The 23156-nt window shown below is 71.9% G+C and carries 24 protein-coding genes and 1 tRNA gene; 10 read left to right on the top strand and 15 right to left on the bottom strand.

Features of this window, described 5'->3' with window-relative positions:
• The first annotated feature begins 294 nt into the window (after positions 1–294).
• From ACIBMZ_RS04440 to ACIBMZ_RS04425, 4 genes are all read left to right on the top strand, one after another.
• Positions 295–720: an HPF/RaiA family ribosome-associated protein gene (locus ACIBMZ_RS04440; protein ID WP_350700232.1), complete on the top strand. Its 426-nt coding sequence runs from the start codon at positions 295–297 to the stop codon at positions 718–720.
• Between the two features lie 60 nt (positions 721–780).
• A complete protein-coding gene (locus ACIBMZ_RS04435) occupies positions 781–987 on the top strand; it encodes a hypothetical protein (protein WP_350700231.1) in 207 nt (68 codons plus the stop codon).
• 82 nt (positions 988–1069) lie between these two features.
• Positions 1070–2089: an alpha/beta hydrolase gene (locus tag ACIBMZ_RS04430; protein ID WP_396690907.1), complete on the top strand. Its 1020-nt coding sequence runs from the start codon at positions 1070–1072 to the stop codon at positions 2087–2089.
• Positions 2090–2226: 137 nt separating this feature from the next.
• Positions 2227–2302: transfer RNA gene (locus ACIBMZ_RS04425), tRNA-Arg, on the top strand.
• 200 nt (positions 2303–2502) lie between these two features.
• Here ACIBMZ_RS04425 and ACIBMZ_RS04420 read toward each other — a convergent pair.
• From ACIBMZ_RS04420 to ACIBMZ_RS04395, 6 genes are all read right to left on the bottom strand, one after another.
• The gene (locus ACIBMZ_RS04420) at positions 2503–3111 is read right to left on the bottom strand and encodes a hypothetical protein (protein WP_396690905.1); all 609 of its coding nucleotides are present in this window, start codon (positions 3109–3111) and stop codon (positions 2503–2505) included.
• A 78-nt stretch (positions 3112–3189) separates the two neighbouring features.
• Complete coding sequence (locus ACIBMZ_RS04415; protein WP_396690904.1) at positions 3190–3672, bottom strand: hypothetical protein; 483 nt, start codon at positions 3670–3672, stop codon at positions 3190–3192.
• Between the two features lie 155 nt (positions 3673–3827).
• The gene (locus tag ACIBMZ_RS04410) at positions 3828–4478 is read right to left on the bottom strand and encodes a response regulator (RefSeq protein WP_396690902.1); all 651 of its coding nucleotides are present in this window, start codon (positions 4476–4478) and stop codon (positions 3828–3830) included.
• Entirely contained in the window at positions 4471–5607 is a 1137-nt protein-coding gene (locus ACIBMZ_RS04405; protein WP_396690900.1) for a sensor histidine kinase, read from the bottom strand. The genes ACIBMZ_RS04410 and ACIBMZ_RS04405 overlap by 8 nt, the downstream gene beginning before the upstream one ends.
• 3 nt (positions 5608–5610) lie before the next feature.
• Complete coding sequence (locus ACIBMZ_RS04400) at positions 5611–6150, bottom strand: hypothetical protein (protein ID WP_396690898.1); 540 nt, start codon at positions 6148–6150, stop codon at positions 5611–5613.
• Complete coding sequence (locus ACIBMZ_RS04395; protein WP_396690896.1) at positions 6147–7031, bottom strand: ATP-binding cassette domain-containing protein; 885 nt, start codon at positions 7029–7031, stop codon at positions 6147–6149. The genes ACIBMZ_RS04400 and ACIBMZ_RS04395 overlap by 4 nt, the downstream gene beginning before the upstream one ends.
• Before the next feature lie 189 nt (positions 7032–7220).
• Here ACIBMZ_RS04395 and ACIBMZ_RS04390 point away from each other — a divergent pair, with 189 nt between their 5' ends.
• Together ACIBMZ_RS04390 and ACIBMZ_RS04385 are read left to right on the top strand one after the other, a co-directional pair.
• On the top strand, positions 7221–7727 hold the full coding sequence (locus ACIBMZ_RS04390) for a hypothetical protein (RefSeq protein WP_396690895.1): 507 nt from the start codon (positions 7221–7223) through the stop codon (positions 7725–7727).
• A gap of 10 nt (positions 7728–7737) precedes the next feature.
• Positions 7738–8496 (top strand): helix-turn-helix domain-containing protein, encoded by a 759-nt coding sequence (locus ACIBMZ_RS04385; protein ID WP_396690893.1) that lies wholly within the window; start codon positions 7738–7740, stop codon positions 8494–8496.
• Here the strand turns inward: ACIBMZ_RS04385 and ACIBMZ_RS04380 are convergent.
• A complete protein-coding gene (locus ACIBMZ_RS04380) occupies positions 8428–9003 on the bottom strand; it encodes a dihydrofolate reductase family protein (RefSeq protein WP_396691027.1) in 576 nt (191 codons plus the stop codon). The genes ACIBMZ_RS04385 and ACIBMZ_RS04380 overlap by 69 nt on opposite strands.
• Before the next feature lie 640 nt (positions 9004–9643).
• Positions 9644–11194, bottom strand: a complete 1551-nt coding sequence (locus tag ACIBMZ_RS04375; protein ID WP_396690891.1) for a PQQ-dependent sugar dehydrogenase — start codon at positions 11192–11194, stop codon at positions 9644–9646.
• 319 nt (positions 11195–11513) lie between these two features.
• Between ACIBMZ_RS04375 and ACIBMZ_RS04370 the strand changes: the two genes are divergently transcribed.
• From ACIBMZ_RS04370 to ACIBMZ_RS04355, 4 genes are all read left to right on the top strand, one after another.
• Positions 11514–12692: a sensor histidine kinase gene (locus tag ACIBMZ_RS04370; protein WP_396690890.1), complete on the top strand. Its 1179-nt coding sequence runs from the start codon at positions 11514–11516 to the stop codon at positions 12690–12692.
• The gene (locus ACIBMZ_RS04365) at positions 12682–13872 is read left to right on the top strand and encodes a hypothetical protein (RefSeq protein ID WP_396690889.1); all 1191 of its coding nucleotides are present in this window, start codon (positions 12682–12684) and stop codon (positions 13870–13872) included. Before ACIBMZ_RS04370 ends, ACIBMZ_RS04365 begins: the two co-directional genes overlap by 11 nt.
• On the top strand, positions 13845–14558 hold the full coding sequence (locus ACIBMZ_RS04360; protein ID WP_396690887.1) for a response regulator: 714 nt from the start codon (positions 13845–13847) through the stop codon (positions 14556–14558). The genes ACIBMZ_RS04365 and ACIBMZ_RS04360 overlap by 28 nt, the downstream gene beginning before the upstream one ends.
• A gap of 78 nt (positions 14559–14636) precedes the next feature.
• A complete protein-coding gene (locus ACIBMZ_RS04355) occupies positions 14637–15338 on the top strand; it encodes a hypothetical protein (protein ID WP_396690885.1) in 702 nt (233 codons plus the stop codon).
• A 26-nt stretch (positions 15339–15364) separates the two neighbouring features.
• Here the strand turns inward: ACIBMZ_RS04355 and ACIBMZ_RS04350 are convergent, their stop codons facing one another.
• The 7 genes from ACIBMZ_RS04350 to ACIBMZ_RS04320 form a co-directional block, all read right to left on the bottom strand.
• Positions 15365–16114: a lysophospholipid acyltransferase family protein gene (locus ACIBMZ_RS04350; RefSeq protein WP_396690883.1), complete on the bottom strand. Its 750-nt coding sequence runs from the start codon at positions 16112–16114 to the stop codon at positions 15365–15367.
• Between the two features lie 55 nt (positions 16115–16169).
• Complete coding sequence (locus ACIBMZ_RS04345) at positions 16170–18230, bottom strand: glycogen debranching N-terminal domain-containing protein (RefSeq protein ID WP_396690881.1); 2061 nt, start codon at positions 18228–18230, stop codon at positions 16170–16172.
• Positions 18230–18598, bottom strand: coding sequence for an SCP2 sterol-binding domain-containing protein (locus ACIBMZ_RS04340; protein WP_396690879.1), 369 nt, complete (start codon positions 18596–18598; stop codon positions 18230–18232). The genes ACIBMZ_RS04345 and ACIBMZ_RS04340 overlap by 1 nt, the downstream gene beginning before the upstream one ends.
• Positions 18599–18805: 207 nt before the next feature.
• Positions 18806–19222: a CBS domain-containing protein gene (locus tag ACIBMZ_RS04335; RefSeq protein ID WP_396690877.1), complete on the bottom strand. Its 417-nt coding sequence runs from the start codon at positions 19220–19222 to the stop codon at positions 18806–18808.
• A gap of 62 nt (positions 19223–19284) precedes the next feature.
• Positions 19285–20307 carry an aspartate-semialdehyde dehydrogenase gene (locus ACIBMZ_RS04330; protein ID WP_396690875.1) on the bottom strand — a complete coding sequence of 341 codons (1023 nt, stop codon included), beginning with the start codon at positions 20305–20307 and terminating at the stop codon, positions 19285–19287.
• 73 nt (positions 20308–20380) lie between these two features.
• Positions 20381–21727 (bottom strand): M16 family metallopeptidase, encoded by a 1347-nt coding sequence (locus tag ACIBMZ_RS04325; protein ID WP_396690873.1) that lies wholly within the window; start codon positions 21725–21727, stop codon positions 20381–20383.
• An 85-nt stretch (positions 21728–21812) separates the two neighbouring features.
• Positions 21813–23105: a M16 family metallopeptidase gene (locus tag ACIBMZ_RS04320; RefSeq protein ID WP_396690871.1), complete on the bottom strand. Its 1293-nt coding sequence runs from the start codon at positions 23103–23105 to the stop codon at positions 21813–21815.
• Positions 23106–23156 lie beyond the last annotated feature (51 nt).

Raw genomic sequence — 23156 nt, 5'->3', positions numbered from 1 at the left:
GCCGCCCAGCCTCGGGCCCGTCGGCTGACTCGGGCAGCCCCTCCGGTCGTACCTGTGGACAACCTGGCGGCCTGTGGACGAACGCCTGATCAAGGTCCCGGTGTGCTAGGCCGACCGCCCCTGCCCGGCCCGCGCCCGACGGCGGACGATCGATTCGCACAGGAAACCGTCAGGTTCCGGAGTGGTCCGCCTGGGTAGGAACTCGCCAACCGCACCTGCGACGTCGAACGAAAGGTCAGCGATCATGATGATGACCATCGCTTGTTCCGCCCGCGTCCCTGGTCAGGTGCAGCGATGAGCGAGAACCCGGCCACCGTGGAGAAGTGTCTGCGAATGGGTGCCGGCTTCTCGCAGGCCGACCGCGACTGGATCGTGACCCAGTTCGCCACGCTCGACGCCCGTCTGGCCGGCTTCCACGCCGACTCCACCGAACTCGAACTCTCGGTCAAGGACCGGGAGGCCAAGGGTCAGCGGGTCACGCTGGAGTGCTGGATCGCCGGTCGGCAGAAGATCGTCACCACCTCCTCCGAGGAGGACCTGCGCGCGGCGCTCAACGACGCCCGTGACGACCTGCGCCGCAAGCTCAACGACTCCAAGACCCGCCAGGAGCCGCGCAACAACAAGCACCTGCGGGTCACCACCCCGCCCGGCGAGCCGACCCCGGTCGAGGAACTGGCCGAGGAACTGGCCACCGCCGGGACGAAGACCGACGAGAGGTGACCGTGTCGCCGGCCGGGCACGCGTCCGGCCGGCGGCGCTGAACAGGGAGAGGTGAACGGCATGCCCAACGTGCAGCAACCGGAGATGCGCCGCAGCGGCGAGACCCGGCTGGTCCAGGACAGCGACGGACCGATCCCGGGGGGTGGCTCCGCGACCAAGCAGGAGCACCGGACGGTCCCGGTGGACCAGATCTCGCCGTACGGGCCGGATCGTGGGCGGGCCGCGACCTCGCACGAACCGACCGACCGCGACGCCCACGGCGACTGATCCGCCGCACGACAGTAGCCCTCGTCCCATGCCGGACGGGGGCTACTACCGTGCGGTAGCTTCCCGGCGTACCGTCGGTCCGGTGGAACCCGACGTGCTGGGCCCGCCCTACGAGCGGCACACCATCGACCTTGGCCGCGACGACGAGGGACCGGTGGTCGCCACCCTGGTCCGCCGCCGGGCGGAGCGACCCACCGGGCGCGCGGCGCTCTACGTCCACGGCTTCGTCGACTACTTCTTCCAGACCCACGTGGCCGACTTCTTCGCCGCCCGGGGCTGGGACTTCTACGCACTCGACCTGCGCAAGTACGGCCGCAGCCTGCTCCCCCACCAGACCGCCAACTTCTGCCGCGACCTGACCGACTACTTCCCCGAACTGGACGCCGCCGCCCAGATCATCCGCACCGAGGACGAACACGACACCCTGCTGGCCATGGGCCACTCGACCGGCGGGCTGATCGTCTCGCTCTGGGCGGACGCCCGCCGCGACACCGGACTGGTCGACGGCGTCTTCCTGAACAGCCCATTCTTCGATCTCAACGCCCCATGGGTCGTGCGTCGACCCCTCGCAGCCGCCGTCGCGCGCCTGGGCCGTCGGGCACCCCACCGAGTCCTCCCCTTCGGCCTCGGCACCGTGTACGGCGAGAGCCTGCACGCCGACCATCGCGGCGAATGGAGCTACGACCTGGCCTGGAAGCCGCTCGCCGGATTCCCCGTCCGGGCCGGCTGGCTCAACGCCGTCCGCACCGGCCAACGCCGCCTGCGCGCCGGACTGGACATCCCGGTGCCGGTGCTGCTGGCCTGCTCGACCCGCTCGTTCCGGGGCGCGAAGTGGCACGACTCGGCGACCCTCGCCGACGCCGTCCTCGACGTCGAACACATGGTCCGCTGGGCACCCCGCCTCGGTCAGCACGTCACGCTCGCCCGCTTCGACGGCGGCCTGCACGACCTGACGTTGTCCGGCCCCGCCGTACGCGACAAGGTCCTCACCGAGGTAGGCCGCTGGGCGGACGCCTTCCTCGACGCCGGACCGACGCCCCCTCCCCCACCGGCCCCACGCCGCCCGGCCGACAGCGAGTCCGCCTCGCACGCCGCCCCCTGAGCCGCCGATCCGCCTGAGCCGGCCGATGGCGCAGATTCGCAGGTGCGCGGCGTCTATGGCACGTGCGACGCTGACCGGGCACCCGTTCCGTCGCGCCGGGCCCGTGCGGCGGTACCCTTCTCGCGCGATATCACAGCGCGCCCGTAGCTCAGCGGATAGAGCAGGGGACTTCTAATCCCAAGGCCGCAGGTTCGAATCCTGCCGGGCGCACCACCAGGCAGCCGGGTTGACCCGCTTCTTCTTACCCTTCTTGCGATCTTTCTTAGAGCCGCCCTTCGATGAGATGGCCCTCGCGAGCCCGAGCGGCGGAGAAGGACCCAAAGGGAGATGGGGCATGAAGAATCTGATCTTGATCTTGGGGAAACACCCGATGCCCGGCCGTGGTGGGCCGGGCATCGGGCAGGTCGACCCGGTCAGTCGAGCGGCTCGGAGCCCTTCACGACGAAGGTCCAGTGGCCGGGCTCGAAGTCGGGGGTGACGTCGAACGACGCGACATCGCCGACGCCCTGGTAGAGGTACTCGGCGTGCTTGCTGCCGATGTAGTGGCCGTCGGCGGCCGGCGTGATCACGAATAGCTGCTCGGACTTCTCGATGTCGCACGGCTTCAGCCGGAGACTGCCGAACGGGTCGAGGGCCTGTTCCAGGCACAGATTCTTGGGGCCGGCCAGGCTGAACTGATAGTCGCTGGTCTTGTCGTCGGCGTGGATCAGGTGGAACTGGAGCGCCGTGCCGTTCTTCGAGGCGCTCAGGTAGCCCTTGCCCAGGTCGGTGATCGAGGCGCCGGAGCCCGCGGCAGTGACCGTGACCAGGGACTGCGCCTCCGGCAGCTTCGGCTTCCTGCCGGCCGGAGTGCTCCGCGGGGCGCTCTTGACGACCGGCTCCACGCGCTTGGGGGCGACGGTGCCGGCGGGGGCGGTCGGCGCGGTGGTGGTCGTGGTCGTCCCGGACGAGCACGCCTGGGCGGTGGCGGAGACGAGCACGAGGGCGGCGAGGGCACTGATTCGGGAGATTTTGGTGTTCATCGGACTTCCTGTCTCTGAAAAGAGGCGCGACTGGGCCACGGACGTCGGTGACGCCCGTCAAGCGGGTCGGGTGTGGGGCTAGTCGACCGGGGCAGCGGTGGCCGGACTGGCCAGGGCGACGACCGCGACCGCGGTGCTGTCCTGCACCAGCAGGACGCGGGTGGTGTGCTGTTCGGTGCCGGCGTCGGCCTCGGTGGCCCAGACCTTCAGCGCGGTCTGCGACGCGTCGGGCAGCGAGATCTGCTTGTCCCTGGTGTTCACGACGACGGTGCCCTTCGGGCCGTCCAGCGCCGCGCACATCGCGGTGTTGTTCGCCTCGACGTACCACGCGTCGGTGCCGCACGGCAGGCCGAGACCGCCGAACCAGCCGTCGGTCTGGCCGCGCTCGGCCGGCTTGCTCAGCTCGTCACTGATCAGATAGACGTCGACGGTCGAGGTGCCTTCCGGCAGCCGGGCGGGCCCGACCGGCCAGCCGATCCAGGCCACGAACGCGGCGACGAGCAAGGCGACCGAGACCGGCGCCCAGATCACGAGGGGGTTGACGCGGGTTCTGGTGGTCATGACACATTCCTCTTCCGGCGAGACGCGGGGCGGGTTTCTCCTGTTCAGAGGCCGTTCTCATCGACCTCGTTCACGGGAATGACACTACGGACGCCCCGCCGGGCAGCCATCCGACCACGGTGCTCATCCTGTGTGGTACCGCGGTACCACACGACTCAGACGAGCCCGTTCGTGTGCGCCCAGATCACCGCGTGCACCCGGTCGCGGGCCCCGAGTTTGGCCAGCACCCGGCCGACATGCGTCTTCACCGTCGACTCGGACAGGAACAACTCCCCGGCGATCTCCGGGTTGGACAGTCCACGGCCGATCGCGACCAGCACCTCCCGCTCCCGGGCGGTCAGCTCCTCCAGCAGGCTCGTGCCCGCCGGGTCGGGGGCCCGCCCGCCCTGGTAGTGGTCGAGCAGGGCGCGGGTGATCCGGGGCGAGACCACCGCCGCGCCGGCTGCGACGGTGCGGACCGCGTCGATCAGGTCGGCCGAGGGCGCGTCCTTGAGCAGGAAGCCGCTGGCCCCGGCGCGCAGGCCGGTGAACGCATACTCGTCCAGGTCGAAGGTGGTCAGGATGAGGACCCGGGTGCCGGGACAGTGGGCGACGATGTCCCGCGTCGCCTCGATCCCGTCCATGATCGGCATCCGGACGTCCATCAGCACCACGTCGGGGCGGCGTTCCCGGGCCAGCAGGGCACCGGCCCGGCCGTCGCCGGCCTCACCGACGATACGCAGGCCGGGTGCCGCGCCGAGGACCATGGCCATGCCCTCGCGCAGCAGTTCCTGGTCGTCCACGAGCAGCAGGGTTATCTCAGACATCGGCGCCTTCTGCGGGATGGGGCAGGTTTACTCGTACGGTCCACCCGACCACCTGACGGCCGGCTTCGACGGTGCCGCCGTACATGGCGACGCGTTCGCGCATCGCGTGCAGACCCTGCTCGCTGCCGACCGACGGGGCCGGCGTGGTGCCCCGGCCGTCGTCGGCGACCACGATCCGGATCTGGTCGTCGCCGTAGTCCAGGTCGACCAGGACGTCGGTGGGCCTGTCGGCGTAGCGCAGCGCGTTGGTCAGCGACTCCTGCACGACCCGGAACACCACCCGCTGCAGACCCGGTGAGGACGGATCCGGCCCGTGGCGGCGCAGGGTCACCGGCAGGCCGGCGATCCGGAACGTCTCGATCAGGCTCTCCAGGTCACCAGGAGTGTCCGGGCTGTCGTCGCGCAGCACGCCGAGCAGCCGGCGCATGTCGGTCATCGCCTCCCGTCCCAGGGCAGCGACCCGCTGCACGGCCTTGCGGGAACGCTCCGGGTCGGTGTCGGCGACCGCGGTCGCGCCGTCGGCCAGACGGACCATGATGGTCAGGTTGTGGGCGACGATGTCGTGCATGTCGTGGGCGATCCGCACGCGCTCACGGGCGGCGGCCAGCTTGCCCTCCTGCTCCTTCTCACGGGCCAGCCGGGCGGCCCGGTCCTCCAGCGACCGCACGTGCCGGCGGCGGGTGGCGACGGTCGCGCCGACCAGCACCGGAATGATCACCGCGAGCCCGTAGAGGCCGATGAAGGGGCCGAGCCCGTAGCGGCCCTCGTGCTGGAAGGTGACCACCCCGAGCACGGCCACCGAGAGCACCGCGCCGATCGTCGCAGCCTGCAACGAGCGGTGTACCACCAGCGCATACATCACCACGGCGAACGCGATCAACTGGGTGTCGCCGGACAGGACGTCGCCGGTCACGGTCACCGCCAGCACCGCCCACGGCCACGACCGCCGCCAGATCAGCGCCAGCGAGATCACCGTGTTGACGGCCACCGCCCACCAACTGGCGCGGGTCATGTCGCCGGTCAGCATGTCGAAGTCGAGGCCGGCCGTGAGGCTGACCACGACGACGATGACGGTGGCCAGGTGGGGATGGTCGGCCCAGAAGACCCGGATCCCGGCGTCGGGCTCCACGGGTCAGAGGTTCCAGAGAGCCGTCGACGGGTCGGCCCCGAACATCATGCTCACCACCATCAGCACCAATCTGACCAGCAGGACTGCGCTGAGGGCGAGGCTGACAGCGGACGCCGTGTGCTTGACGGCGAGCGTGATGGCGAACGCGAACAGCGCCACGAGCACGCAGTATCCGATATCGACGGCCGACCGGCCCACGACTGTGCCGTAGCGCACATCGACCGGCATCACGACAGCGTACGCCAGCATCAGGCACACGGCCCCGAGCACCGCCGCGACCACGGTCACCACCAGGGCCTTCGCGGTCATCACGGCGATCCGGCGGGGTGTGGCCAGGAAGGTCGTCCGGATGGTTCCGGTGGCGTACTCCGAACCGGGCACGACAGCCGCCAACACGATGATCACCGTCTGGAGGACCGCAGCGGCCAGGAGCCCGGACAGCGCCGCGGCTGCGGGGGTGAGGACCAGCGCGGTTCCCGCGCAGATCCAGAACGATGTCAGGGTACGGAGTTTCAGCCACTCGGCGGCGACGAGGCGGATCATCGGCCGCGGGCCAGAGCCAGGTAGACGTCATCGAGGGAGGCGTGCACCGGGGTGTTCTCGATCAGCAGGATCCCGGCGCGGGCGGCCAGCCCGGCGATGTCGGCCGAGGTCAGCCCGGTGATCTCCAGGCGGCCGTCCGGTCGCAGGGCGACGGCCGCACCGTGCCCGCGCAGCAGCTTCTCCAGGTCGTCCGGGCGGTCCGGGCGGACCCACACCGCCGGGGCCGTGTTCCGTGAGATCACCTCGGCCGCCGGAGCGTCGGCGAGCACCCGGCCTCGCCCGAGAATGATCAGCCGGTCGATGTCGCGGGCCAGTTCCCCGGTCAGGCGGCCGGTGACCAGGACGGCCCGGCCCTCGCGGGCGAGCGTGCGGAGCAGGGCGCGCAGCCAGGCGACACCGTCCGGGTCCAGTCCGGCCGCCGGATCGTCGAGCAGCAGGGCCGGCGGGTCACCCAGCAGCGCGCCGGCCAGGCCGAGTCGCTGCCGCAGGCCGGGGGAATAGACGCCGGCCCGCAGCCGCGCGACGTCGGCCAGCCCGGTCATCTCCAGGACCTCGTCGGTGCGGCGGTCCGGGATCCCGTGGGTCCGGGCGAGGATCCGCAGGTGGTCGCGGCCGGTGCGGCCGGGGTGAGCCGGCGGCGGGGCGAGCAGGACGCCGACCTCCCGCAGCGGGTACGCCAGATCACGGTAGAACCGGCCGTCGAACAGGCACCGGCCGGACGTGGCCCGGTCCAGCCCGACCATCAGGCGCAGCGTCGTGGACTTGCCGGCACCGGCCGGGCCGACGATCCCGTGCAGGACACCGGGTTCCAGGCGGAACGACACGTTCCGCACTGCCGAGACGCCGCCGTATCTCCTGGTCAGGTCGTGGACTTCGATCACCGGGCCGACGTTACGGACGGCCGGGCGGCCCGCCATCCGACCACGGTGCCCATCCGGCGTGGTACCGCGGTACCACGCGGGGGTGGACACGTCACCTTGATCCAGCCCGAGACAGGTGCGCTGTCGTTCCAAGCGGTCACGCTCATCCGCCCCGGGCCTGGACGACTTGCCCCGTCGACGTCGCAACCGATGAGCCCGGTCGACCTGCTCGGCGACCTCCAGTGGACGTTCTTCGGCCCGTACTGGACGCAACTGTCGGAGCGGCTGGCGGGCCTGTCGGCGGGCGAGCCCGGCCCCGCGCCGGACGCCGCCCGCCCCACGACGGCGCGCACCGCGATCACGGGGCAGGAGCCGGTCGAGGACCCGAGCCTCGCCATCTTCTGCCAGGACTGGCGGTTGCCGGTGCGCGACGTCGACCAGGTGCAGACGTACCGGGACCGACTGGCCGAGGTGGCACCGGCGATGAAGGTCAACCTCCAGGCGTGGGGCTCGACGATGGGCTGCATGGCTGGCCGACCGAGGTCCGCAACCCGCAGGCGCCGCTGCGGTGGAAGGGCGTACCGCCGGTGCTGGTGCTCACAACCGGTACGATCCGGTCACGCCGCACGAGTGGGCCCGGAACGTGACGGCCCTCAAGGTGCTCCGCCAGTTGATCCGGAACACCGGCGGCTCAGTGGACTGACAGCCACGTCGTAGTGTTGCCGCCGTGGGGCTGGTCAACACGTCGCGTTCCTCGGACTCACCGTGGGTCTCCTCGGTGTGGACCAGCCGCAGCACCCAGGTCTCGCAGATGACGTCGGTCGCCTGCGAGACTTGGGGGCTGGTGTTCTGGGAGTCCCGGGGTGTGCCGTTCGCGGCGGTCGTCGGCCCGGAGGACCGGGCCGGATCGGCCCCCGTGCCGCCGGACGCCCGGTTCGTCGGGGTGCAGTTCGCCGTCGGGACCGTGCTGCGGGTGGCACCCCCATCGACCCTGCGGAACTCGGGAATCGAACTGCCGGACACGACCTCCGGGCGGTTCTGGCTCGACGGCGAGCGCTGGCACACCCCGCGCGTGGACGACGTCGAGGCCCTGGTGGCACGGCTCGTCCGCAGCGGCGTCATCGTCCGGGACCCGCTGGTGCGGGCGGTGCTGGAGGGACGGCTGCCGGCCACCGCGAGCCGGACCGTGGAGCGCCGCTTCCGGGCCGCCACCGGCCTCACCCGGGGCACCGTCGCGCAGATCGGACGCGTCCGGGCCGCCGCCGAACTGCTGTCGGCGGGCACGCAGGTCAGCTCCGTCGTGGACCGGCTCGGCTACTACGACGAGCCGCATCTCGCGCGGGCGTTGCGACGGTACGTGGGGCGTACCGCCGGTCAGCTCCGCAGCGGTGCCGGCGGCGCGATCGCGCTCCCGGCGCTAGCGGACGACGTCGTAGACGGCCTTGAGCACGCCGTTGCCGTAGGCGGCGGACTCGCGCAGCGCTAGCCGCTGCTCCCGCTGCTCACGCCGCGGGAACACGCTCTTGCCGTCGCCGAGCGACACCGGAAAGACCAGCAGGTTGTACCGGTCGACGAGCCCCGCCTCGGCCAGGCGGCGTGCGAGTTCCGCACTGCCGTGTACGAAGATCGCCCCACCCTCGGTCTCCTTGAGCGCGGCCACGTCGTCCGTCGACCGCAGGATGTGCTGGTCACCCCAGTCGCCGACCAGCGCGTCCTCGCCGAGCGTCGAGGACACCACGTACTTCGGCAGATCCCGGTAGGCCACGTGGTCCTCGGACTGCGGCCAGATCGGGGCGAACGCCTCGTAGCTGCGGCGTCCGAACATGAGCGCGGTCGTCTCGGCGAGTTCCTCACCCTTGAGCGAGTACGACTCGGGGTCGAACTCCGTCCGGAACACCCATCCCCCGGCGGGGTGCCCCTCGACCGTCCCGCCGGGCGAGTCCACGATCCCGTCGATCGAAATGAATCCGGTCCACACCAGCTCGCGCGTCACCACAGTCTCCGCTTCGTCCTCGTACGCCTGCACCTCGGCCCGAAGGTCCGACACCCCGGCCACACCAGCGACGCTATCGCCCCCACCCCCGCCCGTCTTGCACAAAACCGACACCCCCCAACACCCCCAACACCCCCCCCGACAGGCTGGACCCCATCGGAGTTGACCAAGAGGTCTGCGCCCTCCGTCGTCCCCCTCCGCGCCCGAACTTCTTGATCACCTTTCCGAGTCTGTCGGACCGCGCCGGGGCGATGGCGTGCTTGCGCATCCCGGGGAGGGTGACCCTCCCCCACAGACCGTCCCCCATACCGGGCGACGCACCGCCGACGGTTGCGTCACCGGAGATGACCAAGGAGTTTGCACGCTCAGAGCTGTCCCTGCGTAACCAAACTTCTTGATCAACGTGGGCGTCGGCGTGCTGGGCGAGGCGGCACGCGTCGCCGGGAGACCGGCGGACAGCCGCAGGGGCCGCCGGTGACGCGGGCGGTCCTGGGACACGTGGGCGGTCGCCCGGCGACGGGGATGGTCCCGGGCAGCCCACCGCGGAGGGGTGGGCTGCCCGGGTCGGCGCCGTGGCGCCGGTCGCCCGGGGACGCGGGCCGGAATGAGCTGATCCGGCAGGATGTGCTGCCGAAGTGCCTCAGCCCAGTTGGCAGGCGGTGCCGTTGAGGCGGAAGTCGCCGGGGCGGTCGTTGGTGCCGGAGTAGGTCGCCTGGAGACCGAAGGTGGCCGTGCCGTTGGTGGGCAGGCTGCCGTTCCAGGACACGTTGCGGGCGGTGACGGTCCGGCCGGACTGGGTCACCTGGGCGTTCCAGGCGCTGGTGACCTGCTGGTTACCGGGGAACGACCAGGTCAGCGTCCAACCGGTCAGGGCGGACCCACGGTTGGTGACGCGTACGTCGGCGGTGAAGCCGTTGCTCCACTGGCTGGCCGTCCAACTCACCGTGCAGGCGGCCGGGCCGGTCGTGGGCGGCGGCGTGGTCGGCGGGGGCGTCGTGGGCGGCGGCGTGGTGGGAGGGGGCGTGGTGGGAGGGGGCGTGGTGGGAGGGGGCGTGGTCGGCGGCGGGGTGGTGCCGTCGCGGGGCGGGAAGCGCAGCACCCGGTCGTCGGTGGACGCCGGGGTGCCCCGGCCGTCACGGTTGCTGGTGGTGACCCAGAGCCACCCGTCCGGACCGTACTCGACGGTGCGTAGGCGTCCGTAGGTGCCGGACAGTTCGGCGGTGGGGGTGCCGACGCCGCCGGATCCGTTGAGCGGCACGTTCCACAGTCGGGTGCCGCGCAGCCCGGCCACGAAGAGCCGGTTCCCGGCGATGGTGACGCCGCTCGGTGACGCCTCGGCAGGGGTCCAGACGAGCAGGGGGTCACGGAACCGGGGGTCGTTGGCCCGGCCCTCGACCGTGGGCCAGCCGTAGTTGCCGCCCGCGACGATCAGGTTGACCTCGTCCCAGGTGTTCTGGCCGAACTCGCTGGCATATAGTCGGCCTTGGGCGTCCCAGGCAAGACCCTGTACGTGACGGTGGCCGAGGCTGTAGACCGGCGACCCGGCCGTCGGGTTGTCCGACGGGACGGTGCCGTCCGGCCGGATCCGCAGGATCTTGCCGTTGCGGCTCTGCGGGTTCTGAGCCGTGGCGGTCTGTCCGGCGTCACCCACTCCGACATAGAGCATGCCGTCGGGGCCGAAGGCGATCCGGCCTCCGTTGTGGATCGAGGCCCGGGTGAGCCCGGTGAGGATGGGTTGCTGGTCCTGCACGGCGGTGAGCCGGAACCGGGAGATGCGGTTGTCGGTCGCGGTGGTGAAGTAGACGTAGATCCAGCCGTCCTGCGCGTAGGTCGGCGAGACGGCGAGACCGAGCAGGCCCCCCTCACTGGTCGCGGTCACTCCGGAGATCGTGACCACGGGCACCGGCTGCTGGCCGGGGCGGACCCGGACCACCTGGCCGGTGGGACGTTGGGCGACCAGGGCGCTGCCGTCGGGCAGGAAGTCCATGCCCCACGGCACCTGGAGCCCGGTGGCGACCGTTTCCGGGCGGGTGAAGTCGAAGTCGCCGACGGCGAGCAGGCCGGGGGCTCCGGCGCTGGCGGCGGACGGGCGTTCGACGGCGGGCACCGCACCGGCGAGACCACCGACGCCGACGGCACCGGCGACCAGCCCGGCGGTGAGTACGGCCCCGACCCTGAGTCGGATTTTCATGCCACCTCCCGAAATAGAGATGTTCATCAATGTAACATGCGCGAATTCGCGATGCGCGGGATCGCGCCCCGAAGAAGCAGCCGGGAGGCAGGAAAAGGCGGGAAGAATTCATATTTCTGTCTCGGACCCGCATCGACTACGGTGGGAACACAGGTGATCCGGACCGGGGTCGCCGGTCGACGGCGACGGCCACTCGCCCAGCAGCAACAGCCTCGACACGCTCGGTCACCGAGATCGCTGTCGCGTGCTATTCTCCGGCGTCGATCTCCGCAGCGCGGACCCGGATCGGGTCGATTGTCGCAAAGGACGCCCTCCCCCGATGTCGGCCCACACCGCTTCGATCACGCCACCCGCTTCGGTGGAGCGCCCCGCCACCGGTGCGTTCACGCTGATCTTCACCCGCTTACCGGCACTGCTCCGCCTTTCCTGCGGCCTATTCGTCGCCGTGGTGTCACTCTCCGTCCGGACCCCGCCGGTGCGGGTGGAGTTGTTGATCCCGGCTGTGGCGGTGCTGACCGCCTGGGCCGTCTGGTATTCGCTGCGCGCCTTCCGGCACGGCATCGCTCCCGCCGTGGTCGCCGGGGATGTGGCCCTGACCACCGCCGCGTGCCTGGCGATGCCGGTCCTGGTCGCTCCCGAGGTGCTGCCCGGCGAGGCGAGTTGGATCGCGGTGCTGGCCAGCACCACGGTGATCAACGCGCAGGCGACCGCCCCGGCCCGCTGGTCGATCGCCGCCGGCCTGCTGGTCACCGCCGCCTACGCCACCGGCGCGTACGCGACCGGGGACCCCGTCGAGGCCAGTGCCCACTCCGCGACGCTGCTGGCACAGGTCGCCTGCACGGCGATGATGACCGCGGTGATGCGACGCCGGATGGCCCGCGCCGACGCCGAGTTCGTGACGAGCCAGAAGGCCACCCGGGAGGCGCTGCTCGCGCGTACCGCCCGGGAGTCGGAACGGCAGCAGAACCGCGACCTGCACGACACCGTCCTGGCGACGCTGACCATGGTGGGCCAGGGCGCGGTACCCGGTCCGTCCCCGGCACTGCGTGAACGGTGCGCCACCGACCTGCGTACCCTCGCCGCCCTGGCGGACGCCCGGTCGGTGCCGGCGGACGGCACGGCCCGGGTGGACGAACGGCTGCGCGCGGTGTTCGCCCGGCTGCCCGGCCTGCCGGTCAACGCCGACCTGCCGCCGTGCCCGGCACCCGCGCCGGTCGCCGAGGCACTCGCCGAGAGCACCCACGCCGCACTGTCCAACGTGCTGCGGCACGCACCCGGCGCCGCCACCACCGTGCGGCTGCGGCGCATCACCGGCACCGTCGCGGTCGAGGTGGTCGACGACGGTCCCGGTTTCGACCCGACCACGGTCCCGGCCCACCGGTACGGTCTGCGCGAGTCGATCCACGGCCGGATGGCCACCATCGGCGGGCGGGCCGAGGTGGACTCCGCCCCCGGTCGCGGCACCCGGATCCGGTTGGAGTGGTCGGATGTCGGCTGAGGCGGGGACGGCACCCGCAGCGGTGGTGCGGCCGGTGGCGCGTACCGCCGGAGGGCTCGACGGTGTCGACGCCGGGCGGGCGGCGGCTGCGGTGGCGCGGATCTCCGACCGGGGTGCCCGGGTCGTCGCGGTGAGCATCGCGTTGGTCTGGCACCTGGCGATCGGGCTGCCGGCGGTGCTGTCCGCCTGGTCCGAGTTGGCGGCGCCACCGGTGGTGCTCGGCGGCTGGCTGCTGGTGACGGCGGTCGGTGTCCTCGCCGGGGTACGCCTGCTGCACGACCGCCCACTGCCGGCGGCACCACTGGCCGGGCTGCTGCTGGCGGTCGACGTGGTGGTCTTCGCCGCGGTCGGTCGGGCGCACCTGTTCAGTCCCGCCAACTGGGTCTGGGGCACGCTCGCCTGGTTCTTCCTGGTGGTGCTCTGGGGGCGGCGGGTGCGCTGGCTGCTCGCCCTGCTGGTGGCGCACGCGGTGATCGCGATGTCCGCCGTCACGCTGTACGGCGCGACCGGCGCGGCGGACCTGGCCCGTTCCACGATGGCCCTGTACGGCACCTCCTCGCTGCCGGCGGCGGTCTTCGTCGGCGCGGTGGCCCTGTCGCTGCTCTCCCGCGAGCGGGCCGCCACCGTCGCGACCACGAACGCGATGGTGGCCGAACGGGAGGCCGCCGAGCACGCCCGACGCGAACGGCGGGAGCGGCTGGCGGTGGCCAGCGCGGCGGCCGGTGAGGTGCTGACCGAGTTGGCGCAGGGCCGGGCCGACCCGGCCGACCCGGAGGTGCAGCGCCGCTGCGTACGCGCCGCCGGCCAGTTGCGGCGGCTGATCGCCGAGTCCGACGACGTACCGCACCCGCTCTTTCACGAACTCCGTGCCGCGGCGGACCTGGCGGAGCGTAACGGTCTGCCCATCGACCTGGTCACAATTGGTGCACCGCCACCGTTGCCGGTGCGGGTCCGCCGGAGCCTGGCCGATCCGCTCATCGCCGTCCTCGCCGAGGCACAGGAGTGGGCCCGGATGACAGTCGTCGCCGGCCCCGACGAGGTGGTGGTCAGCCTGGTCACACCGGACCGGGGCGGCCCGGAGGGCACCGGGCCGCCGCCGGAGGAGAGCGACGCGCAGGTCGAGCAGGTCAACGAACGGGACGGGGAGATCAGATGGACGCAGACGCGGTGGCGCCGTTGACGCCACACCGCCCCGTCGGGGTGGCCATCGTGGACGATCATCCGGTGGTCATCGACGGGGTCCGCGCCTGGCTCGCCACCGAGCCGCGACTGACCGTGCTCGCCACCGGCGACGATCCCGACGAGGTGCTGCGGGCCGCGCCCGAGGCCGACGTGGTCCTGCTCGACCTGCGCCTGCACGGCCGTCTGGTGCTGGACAAGCTCGCCGAGCTCTGCGCCACGGGCTGGCGGGTGGTGGTCTACTCCGAGCACTCCGACCCGCGCACCATGCTCGCCGCCCTGGACGCCGGGGCGGTGGCGTTCCTCGCCAAGCACGAGGGGCGGGAGCACTGCGTGGCGACGGTGCTGGACGCGGCGAGCGATCGCCCGTACGTGGCGCCGTCGTTGGCCGGCGCGATGGTCGGTGACCCCCGGCCGGACCGGCCGGTGCTCTCCGACAAGGAGCGCGAGGCGCTGCTGCTGTGGTTCCAGTCGATGTCCAAGGCGTCGGTGGCCCGCCGGATGCGGATCAGCGAACACACCGTCAAGCAGTACGTCGACCGGGCACGGATCAAGTACACCCGGGCCGGACGGCCGGCGGCCACCAAGGCGGCACTGCTCGCCCGGGCGATCGAGGACGGGCTCGTCCGACCAGAGGAAATAGGCATCTATCGGTCGCATGCGTCGACCGATTGGCCGACCCCCTAACGGGCGTCATGACAGGGTGTGTCGGTTGGGCGAGGCTCGTGATCAGATGCCACCGCCCGCACCGGAGGTCCCGACCCGATGCACGATGACGCGTCCCCGTTCTTCATCGCCCCGCATCGTTTCGACGCGGTGCACGACGACGACGCCGGACCGGTCCTGGACCGGCGGCACGAGCTGGTGCCGGAGCCCGGCGAGCAGGTGCTCGGCCGCCACCGGCTGGACGTGGCGGGTTACCTGCTGGGCCCCACCGACGCCACCCGGTCCTGGACGCTGCCAGCCCCGGTCACGCTCACCGTGACCGACCTCCGGATGGTCTACGTCGGGACGCGGTCGCACCTCGCTCTGGTCGGCTCGCGGTCCGGCCCGGGTGGCCGGACGCCGCGTCTGGTCAGCGGGCAGATCCGCTGGCAGTGGCCGTCCCGGCTGGAGTGGTTGCCGGGTACCGACGACGCGATGCAGTTGCTGGTGGTCTGCGACGCGTTGCGGACCATCCGGCAACCGGCGCTCGGTCTGGTCGGGCAGCGCACCGAGCTGGGCGAGGTGGCCCGGCAGATCCGCCGGGCGGTGGCCGTGTTCCGGCTCACCCGACCGGAGCTGGTGGACCTGTCACCGCCGGAGCGGGACGCGCTGGCCCGGGTCGCCCGCAGTACGCTGCTGTCCGGCCCGGCACGGGTGGTGCTGCCCGGGTCGCTGCCGGTCGAGTTCCACTCCCGGGACGACTACTACCGGCCCCGGCACGCCGATCCGATGCCGTACGACGCGGCCTCCGGGCTACGGTGATCAGCGCGGCCTGAGCCCGGCCGGGGTCAGGAGCTGCGGGCGCCGCGCTCGGCGGCGTCGATGGCGGCGGCCTCCTCCGGGGTCGGCGCGGTACCGCCCAGGTGGGCCGGCAGCCACCAGCGGTCCTCCGGCCCGGCGGGCTGGTCCGGGTACTCCCGTTGGGCCCGGTCCACCGACGCGCCGAGCCGGGCCGCGAGGTCGGCGGTCATCGCGGCGGTGTCCGGGTACGCGCCGGGCAGCATCGGCTCGCCGACTGCGATGGTGATCGGCGTGTGCCGCCGGGCCAGCGTGCGCGGTCGGCCCTTGGTCCAGAGGCGCTGGCCGCCCCAGAGCGCCACCGGCAGCACCGGCACGTCGGCGTCGCGGGCCATCCGGGCGGCTCCGCTCTTGAGCGGTTTCAGGGTGAAGGACCGGCTGACGGTCGCCTCCGGGAACACGCCGACCGCCTCGCCGGCCCGCAACGCGCGCACGGCGGCGGCGTACGACTCGGCACCCGCCTGCCGGTCGACCGGGATGTGCCGCATGCCGCGCATCAGCGGGCCGGACACCCGGTGCCGGAACACCGCGTCCTTCGCCATGAACCGGACCAGTCGCCGGGAGTCCAACGCCCCGAGCCCGCAGAAGATGAAGTCCAGGTAGCTGACGTGGTTGCTGGCCAGCACCACCCCACCGGAGCGGGGCACGTGGTGCGACCCCTCCACGGTCAGCTTCAGGTCGAGTACGCGGAACATCGTCTTGCAGGCGGCGATCACGGGTGGGTACACGAGTTCCGGCATCCGCTAACTTTACCGCTAGTAGGTTACGCGCTGGTAGGACAGTGCTGCCGGCCTGTCAGTCGGCCAGTTTGTGCAGGTCGAGCCGGCCTCGGGCGAAGGCGTCCACCCGACCCCACCGGCCCGGGATGTCCAGCACCTCGATCCGACCCATGCCGACCGGCAGCCGTGGCTCGACCGCCAGGTGACCCTCGTGCGGCTCCAGGCCCAGCATGGTGCGCAGCAGCAACAGCGGGGCACCCGTCGACCACGCCTGCGGGCTGCACGCCGTCGGGTACTCCACCGGGAACTTCGTCTGCTCCCGCTGGTAGCCGCCGAACGCCTCGGGCAGCCGACCGTCGAAGTAGCGGGCGGCGTCCAGGATGCCGCTGGCGATCGTGGCCGCCTCCTCGGCGAAGCCGTACCGGCGCAGACCCCAGGCACAGAACGACGTGTCGAACGGCCAGACCGTGCCGTTGTGGTAGCCGATCGGGTTGTAGCGCACCTCGCCCTCGGCCAGCGTGCGTACCCCCCAGCCGGAGAAGAGTCGCGGCCCGACCAGGTGGTGGGCGACCCGCTCGGCCCGGTCCTCGTCGACGATCCCGCTCCACAGCAGGTGACCGATGTTCGAGGTGAGCACGTCACACTGCCGACCGTCGGGGTCCAGCGCCAACGCGTAGTAGCCGCCGTCCTCGACCCACCAGTCCCGGTTGAACCGCTCCTTGAGCGCCGCCGCCTCCCGCTCCAACTGGTCGGCGAACCCCGGGTCGTCCCAGAACTCGCGGGCCAGCCGGGCACCGCGCATCTTCGCGTCGTACGCGTACCCCTGCACCTCACAGGTGGCCCGGGGGAACGGCGGCAGGCTGCCGTCGGCGTACGAGATGGAGTCCCAGGAGTCCTTCCAGCACTGGTTCTCCAGGCCGGTGTCGGTGTTGCGGCGCTCGTACCAGATGTAGCCGTTACCGACCAGGTCGGCGTACTCGTCCATCCACCGGAACGCCCGGCGGCACTCCTGCTCCAACTCCTTGACCAGCGCCGCGTCCCCGCTCCACCGCTCGTACTCGTCGAGCAGCACCACGAACAGCGGCGTGGCGTCCACCGAACCGTAGTACGGCGAGTGCGGCTGCTCCTCGAACGCGGCACTCTCGCCATAGCGCATCTCGTGCAGGATCCGGCCCGGGTCCTCCTCCCGGAAGTCGTCGCACCGGGTGCCCTGGAGGGCGCCGAGGATCCGCAGCGTGGTCGCGCTCAGCTCGGGTGTGAACGGCAGCGTCTGTAGGCAGGTCAGGATGCTGTCCCGGCCGAACATGGTCATGAACCAGGGCAGACCGGCGGCGGGCAGCGTCTGTCCACCGAGCGAGAGCGGCGCGAACCGCAGCGCGGCCAGGTCGACGATGCACCGCTGGTACGTCGCCGCGACCCGGCCGTGTTCGCTGTTCACCTTCGGCGCCTTGGCGATCCACTCCTCCAGGTCGTGCTGGAGGGCGAGCCGCTCGGTGCCGTGCACCTGCAACCCGATCCGCAGGTCCCGATGGTCCGGACCGAGCGCCAGCGTCTGCACGTCGATGGTGGTGTGCCACTGCTCGTTCGGCTCCAGGTGGATCGTGTACGAGAAGCCGTTGCGGTCGTACCGGGTCGGCTCGGAGGAGGAGATGACGGTCTCCCGCCGGAAGTTGCCGCGCCGGTAGCCGATGCGCAGCAGGTCCGACTCCACCTCGGCGTACGTCTCGCCCTTCTTGTTCAGGATCTCGTCCTTGACCTCGAACAGGTCGGCGAAGTCGCACGCCGCGTCCATCCGCACCTGGAGGTCGACGGCCTTCTCGTCGTGGTTGAGGATGGTGATGTTCTCCCGGAAGCTGCCCCCGACGGCCCGCTCGCGGATGATCGACAGTTTCGCGTCCACGTAGTGCGTGGCCAGACCGGGCACCAGGAAGAAGCGCGACTCGAAGTACTGGAGATCGTCGTAGGACAGCGAGTTGAGCCGCTCACCGTTCACGGTGAGCACCCACTTCGACAGGTAGCGGGTGTCGAAGGAGAACAACCCGGTCGGCTCGGTCGGTGTCGCCTCGATGTCGCCGGTCGCCTCGCAGACCACGAAGGTGCTGCCGTCGAGGATCCGTACGGTGTGGCTGGGTGCCATCAGCGGACCCCCTTCCGGTACCGGCGCGGCCCCTGCGCCTGGGGCGGCCCGGGAAAGAGCCGGTCCACCTGGATCACCAGCCGTGCGTCGCCGGACACCGTCATGTCCCCGCGCAGCAGCGCCGCCAGCCCGTTCTCCCGGCCGGTCACCAGGTCCTCGAACAGCTCCGGGCTGGTCCCGACCACGGTGTCGGCCGCCAGGTCCTCCCGGGAGACCGTCATGTTCCCCCGGTCGATGCGCAGCAGCCAGTGGCTGGTCCGGGGCCCCTCGTGCAGATCGAAGCGCAGGGCACCCGACGACTTCGCCAGCAGGGGCTCGTACCCCCGGTGGTCGAGGTCCTCGAAGAACCGTGTGGTCGCGTCCGACATCGCCGCACTCCTCCCGGTCGCTCGTCCCGCTGAGACCGGGTCCCCACGCGCGCCGGGGTCAACCTCGCCCGGATCGGGTGAGTCGACCCGCTGGTCCCCTACGCTGCCGTGGGCCGGCGAGGTGGGCGGCGCGGCCTGCGCCGAGGCGGTCGAACAGCGTCGACGCCGACCCCCGAGGTGGGAGCCGGCGTCGAACGCGCGCAGACGTCAGTTGTTCGGGTCGTCGGCGCTGATGTCGGCCAGCACCGACTGCGGCTCCCGCTCCACGGCCAGGTCACCCATCGAGACCAGACCGATCAGTCGGCCGTCCTCGACCACCGGCAACCGCCGTACGGCGTACGTCCGCATCAGGTCGGCGGCGGCCACGGCGTCGTCGTACTGACTGACCGTGATCACGTCCTTCGAGGTGATCTGGTCGAGTCGCGTGCTGTTCGGGTCCATGTCCTCCGCGACGCCCCGAACCGTGATGTCCCGGTCCGTGACGATGCCGACCACGTTGTCGCCGTCACACACCACCACGTCCCCGATGGCGGAGTCGCGCATCTCCTGCGCCGCCGCGGCGAGCGTGGCGTCGCCGTCCATCGTCACCAACCGGGTCGTCATGAAGTCTCCGACCGTTGTCATGGCGCCTCCCTCTCGGTCGTGGGGCAACCCGGTGACTACCCCACGACCGCAGGCAGTAACGCTCAGCGCTCGGCGGCGACCAGCTCGGCGAGCTGCACGGCGTTGAGCGCGGCACCCTTGCGCAGGTTGTCGTTCGCGCAGAACAGCGCCAGCCCGTGCGGGACCGTCTCGTCGGCGCGGATCCGGCCCACGTACGTCGGGTCCTGCCCGGCCGCCTGCAACGGGGTCGGCACGTCGGAGAGTGCCACGCCGGGGGCGTCGGCGAGCAGCTCGTGGGCCCGCTGCGGGCTGATCGGCCGGGCGAACCGCGCGTTGATCTGGAGCGAGTGCCCGGTGAACACCGGCACCCGGACGCAGGTGCCGGAGACCTTCAGCTCGGGGATCTCCAGGATCCTGCGGCTCTCGTTGCGCAGCTTCTGCTCCTCGTCGGTCTCGGCGGAGCCGTCGTCGACGATCGAACCGGCCAGCGGCAACACGTTGAACGCGATCGGCCGGGCGAACGAGCGCGGAGCCGGGAACTCCACCGCCGCGCCGTCGAAGGTCAGACCGGAGGCGCTCTCCACCACCTTGCGGACCTGCTCGTCCAGCTCGGCCACGCCGGACAGCCCGGCACCGGACACCGCCTGGTACGTCGACACGACCAGGCTGACCAACTCCGCCTCGGCGTGCAGCGGGCGCAGCACCGGCATCGCGGCCATCGTGGTGCAGTTCGGGTTGGCGATGATGCCCCGGGGACGGTTCGCGGCGGCGTGCGGGTTGACCTCGGCCACCACCAGCGGCACCTCCGGGTCCATCCGGAACGCCGACGAGTTGTCGATGACCACGGCCCCGGCGGCGGCGACCCGGGGGGCCAACTCCTTGGCGGTGCCCTTGCCCGCCGAGAAGAGGACGATGTCCAGCCCCGAGTAGTCGGCCGTGGTCGCGTCCTCGACCGTGACCTCCTCGCCGCGCCACGGCAGCGTCCGCCCCGCCGACCGCGCCGAGGCGAACAACCGCACCTGCTCCGCCGGGAAGTCCCGATCCGCCAACACCTGCCGCATGACGCCGCCGACCTGCCCGGTCGCGCCCACAATGCCGATCCTCATGCCCGCGAGGCTACCCATCGGGCCGGTGGCGGCGGGAACGCTTTCCCACCGCCCGGACCCTCCGACCGCCCGCTCACCGCGTGGCGTCGATCACCTCGCCCAGGTCCGCCGCCACGATCTCGTCCCTGATCACCGCCGCGTCGCCCTCGACGACGAGGGTCAGCGACTCCGGGAACAGGTGTGCGGCTGCCGCCGCCGAGACCTCCGCCACGTCGGCGGCGAGCAGCGACTCGCGCAGCCGGGCATGGTAGTCGTCCGGCAGGTCGTGCACCACCAGCGTGGTGAGCGCACCGGCGATCGCCCGGGGGCTCTGCAACTCCACCGAGAGCTGCCCGGCCCGCCAGGACCGGGCCACCGCCAGCTCCTCCTCGGTCACCCCGCCCGCCTGGGTACGCGCGATCTCCCCGACCGCGTCCACCAGAGCCGGCGCGGTGACGGCGGTCTGCACCCCGGAACTGACCCCGAACCGACCGAACCGCCGCGACGAGGCGAAGTCACCCCGGATGCCGTACGTGTAGCCGCGTACCTCGCGGATCAGGTGGTTCAGCCGGGACGTGAAGGCGCCCCCGAGCACCGTGCCGGCCAGCGCGATCGGCACGTGGTCCGGGTGGGCCCGGTGCGGCGCCGGATGCCCGAGCCGCAGCGTGGACTGCACCGAACCGGGCCGGTCCACCAGGATCACCCGGCGACCGGCACGCAGCGGCACCTCGATCGGCGCGCCCCGGTCCACCGGTCCGCCACCGGTGCCGGCGAACGCCGTCGCGGCCAGCGCGTCCAGGTCGAGCCGGTCCAGGTCACCGGCGACGACCAGGGTTCCCGGACGGATGAACCACTCCGAGTGGAAGACCGTGACGTCCTCCACGTCCAGTCCGGCCACCGAATCCGGGTCGCCGTACATCGGGCGGCCCCACCGGCTGTCCGCACCGAACAGGTCGGCGCGCAGCACCGCGTCGGCCCGGGGACCCGGATTCGCCCAGTCCATCCGCAACGCGGTCGCCTCGTCGTCGCGGACCCGCCGTACGTCGTCCGGGTCCAGCCTCGGCGTCCGCACCGCCTCGGCGAGCAACTCCACCGCCGCGCCCAGCCGGTCCACCGGCACCTGCACGCTGGCCTGGAAGGTGTCCCAGTCCAGCCCGGTCACCAACTCGGTGCCGAGCGCCTCGATGGCCAACGCGTACGCGGTGGCGTCCCGCTGGCCGGTGCCCTCCTCCAGCGCCTTGGCGAGTACCCCGCCCAGCCCCTCCTTGCCCACCGGCTCCCGGCCCGCGCCCGCGTCGAGCAGCAGCAACGCGACGGCCAGGTTCTGCCCGGGCAGGTGCGCGGCGACGACCTGCCCGCCCGCCACACTCCGACGCACCACCTGCGGGAACCGGTACGGACGGGCCGCACCCGGTCCCGGACGATCCGCGATCAGGGTCACTGGGCTTTCCTTTCGTTCGCGACTGCGGGGCTCGCGCACACCAGGCCACGGCACCTGACCGGTCCGCGCCGCTCACTCCTCGCGCTCACCGGTTCTCCTCGGGCACGTAGGTAAGGGTCACCCGGTCGGCGGGGGCGAGTACGTCGGCGGCCACCTCGGCGATCTGCTCGGCGGTCACCGCGAGCCAGCCCGGCAGCCGGTCGGCGAGCACGCGGGGGTCACCGAACTGGGTGGCGTACCGGCCCAACGCGTCGGCCCGTCCGTCCACCGTGGACATCTGCCGCCACCAGGCGGTGGTCAGCAGCGCCTTGGCGCGGTCCAGTTCGGCGGCGGTGACCGGCACGGTGGCGAGTTCGTCGATCACCTCGGCCAGCCCGGCGGCCAGCCGTTCGGCGTCCACGCCGGGGCGGGCGGTGGCGGTGGCGATCAGCGGTGCCGGCGCGTGCGCCAGGTCCACCCCGTACGCCCCGACCAGATCCGGCTGGGCGATCCGCTCACCGTCGGCGAGCCGCTGGTAGAGGCGGCTGCCCCGGCCGCTGCCGAGCACGGTGGCGAGCACCGTCACCACGTCGTACGAGGCGGTGCCGAAGGGGTGCGTGCGGTGCGCCACGTACACCCGGGGGGCCGGCACGTCCGCGACCACCGTCTCCGCCACCGGCTCGCCCCTGTGCGCGACGACCAGGCCGTCCGGTGCGGACGGGATCTCCGGCCGGGGCGGGATGGCACCGAAGTACTTCTCGGCCAGCGTGGTGACCTCGTCGACACTGGTGTCCCCGACGACGGTCAGCACCGCGTTGTTCGGCGCGTAGTACGTCCGGTGGAACGCCTGGAAGGTGGCCAGGTCGGCGGCGTTCAGGTCGGCCATCGAGCCGATCGTGGCGTGGTGGTAGGGATGCCCCGGCGGATAGAGCAGCGGCAGCAGTCGCAGCCAGGCGTCGCCGTACGGCACGTTCTCGTAGCGCTGACGGCGCTCGTTCTTGACCACGTCCCGCTGGTTGTCCAGCGTCTCCTGGGTCAGCGCCGGCACCAGGCCACCCATCCGGTCGGCCTCCAGCCACAGCGCCAACTCGAGATGCTCGGCGGGGACCGTCTCGAAGTAGTTCGTGCGGTCCGGGTTGGTGGTGGCGTTGAGCGAGCCGCCCGCGCCCTGCACCAACTTCATGTGCTCGGTCTTCGCGACGTTCACCGAGCCCTCGAACATCAGGTGCTCGAAGAGGTGTGCGAAACCGGTCTGACCGGCCGGCTCGTGCCGCGAGCCGACGTCGTACCAGAGGTTGACCGCGACCGCCGGGGCGGTGCGGTCCTCGCTGACCACCACGCGCAGGCCGTTGTCCAGTCGGGTCGTCGAGATGGGCCAGGGATAACCACTGTCGGGCATGGCCCCGACGCTATCCGATCTCCGGGCTCGGGCGGGGGTGGGACGCGGCGC

The organism is Micromonospora sp. NPDC049900, assembly GCF_044461025.1.
GTDB lineage: Bacteria > Actinomycetota > Actinomycetes > Mycobacteriales > Micromonosporaceae > Micromonospora.
The sequence above is the reverse complement of the archived record's forward strand: the minus strand, read 5'-3'. Positions and strand labels throughout refer to the sequence as shown.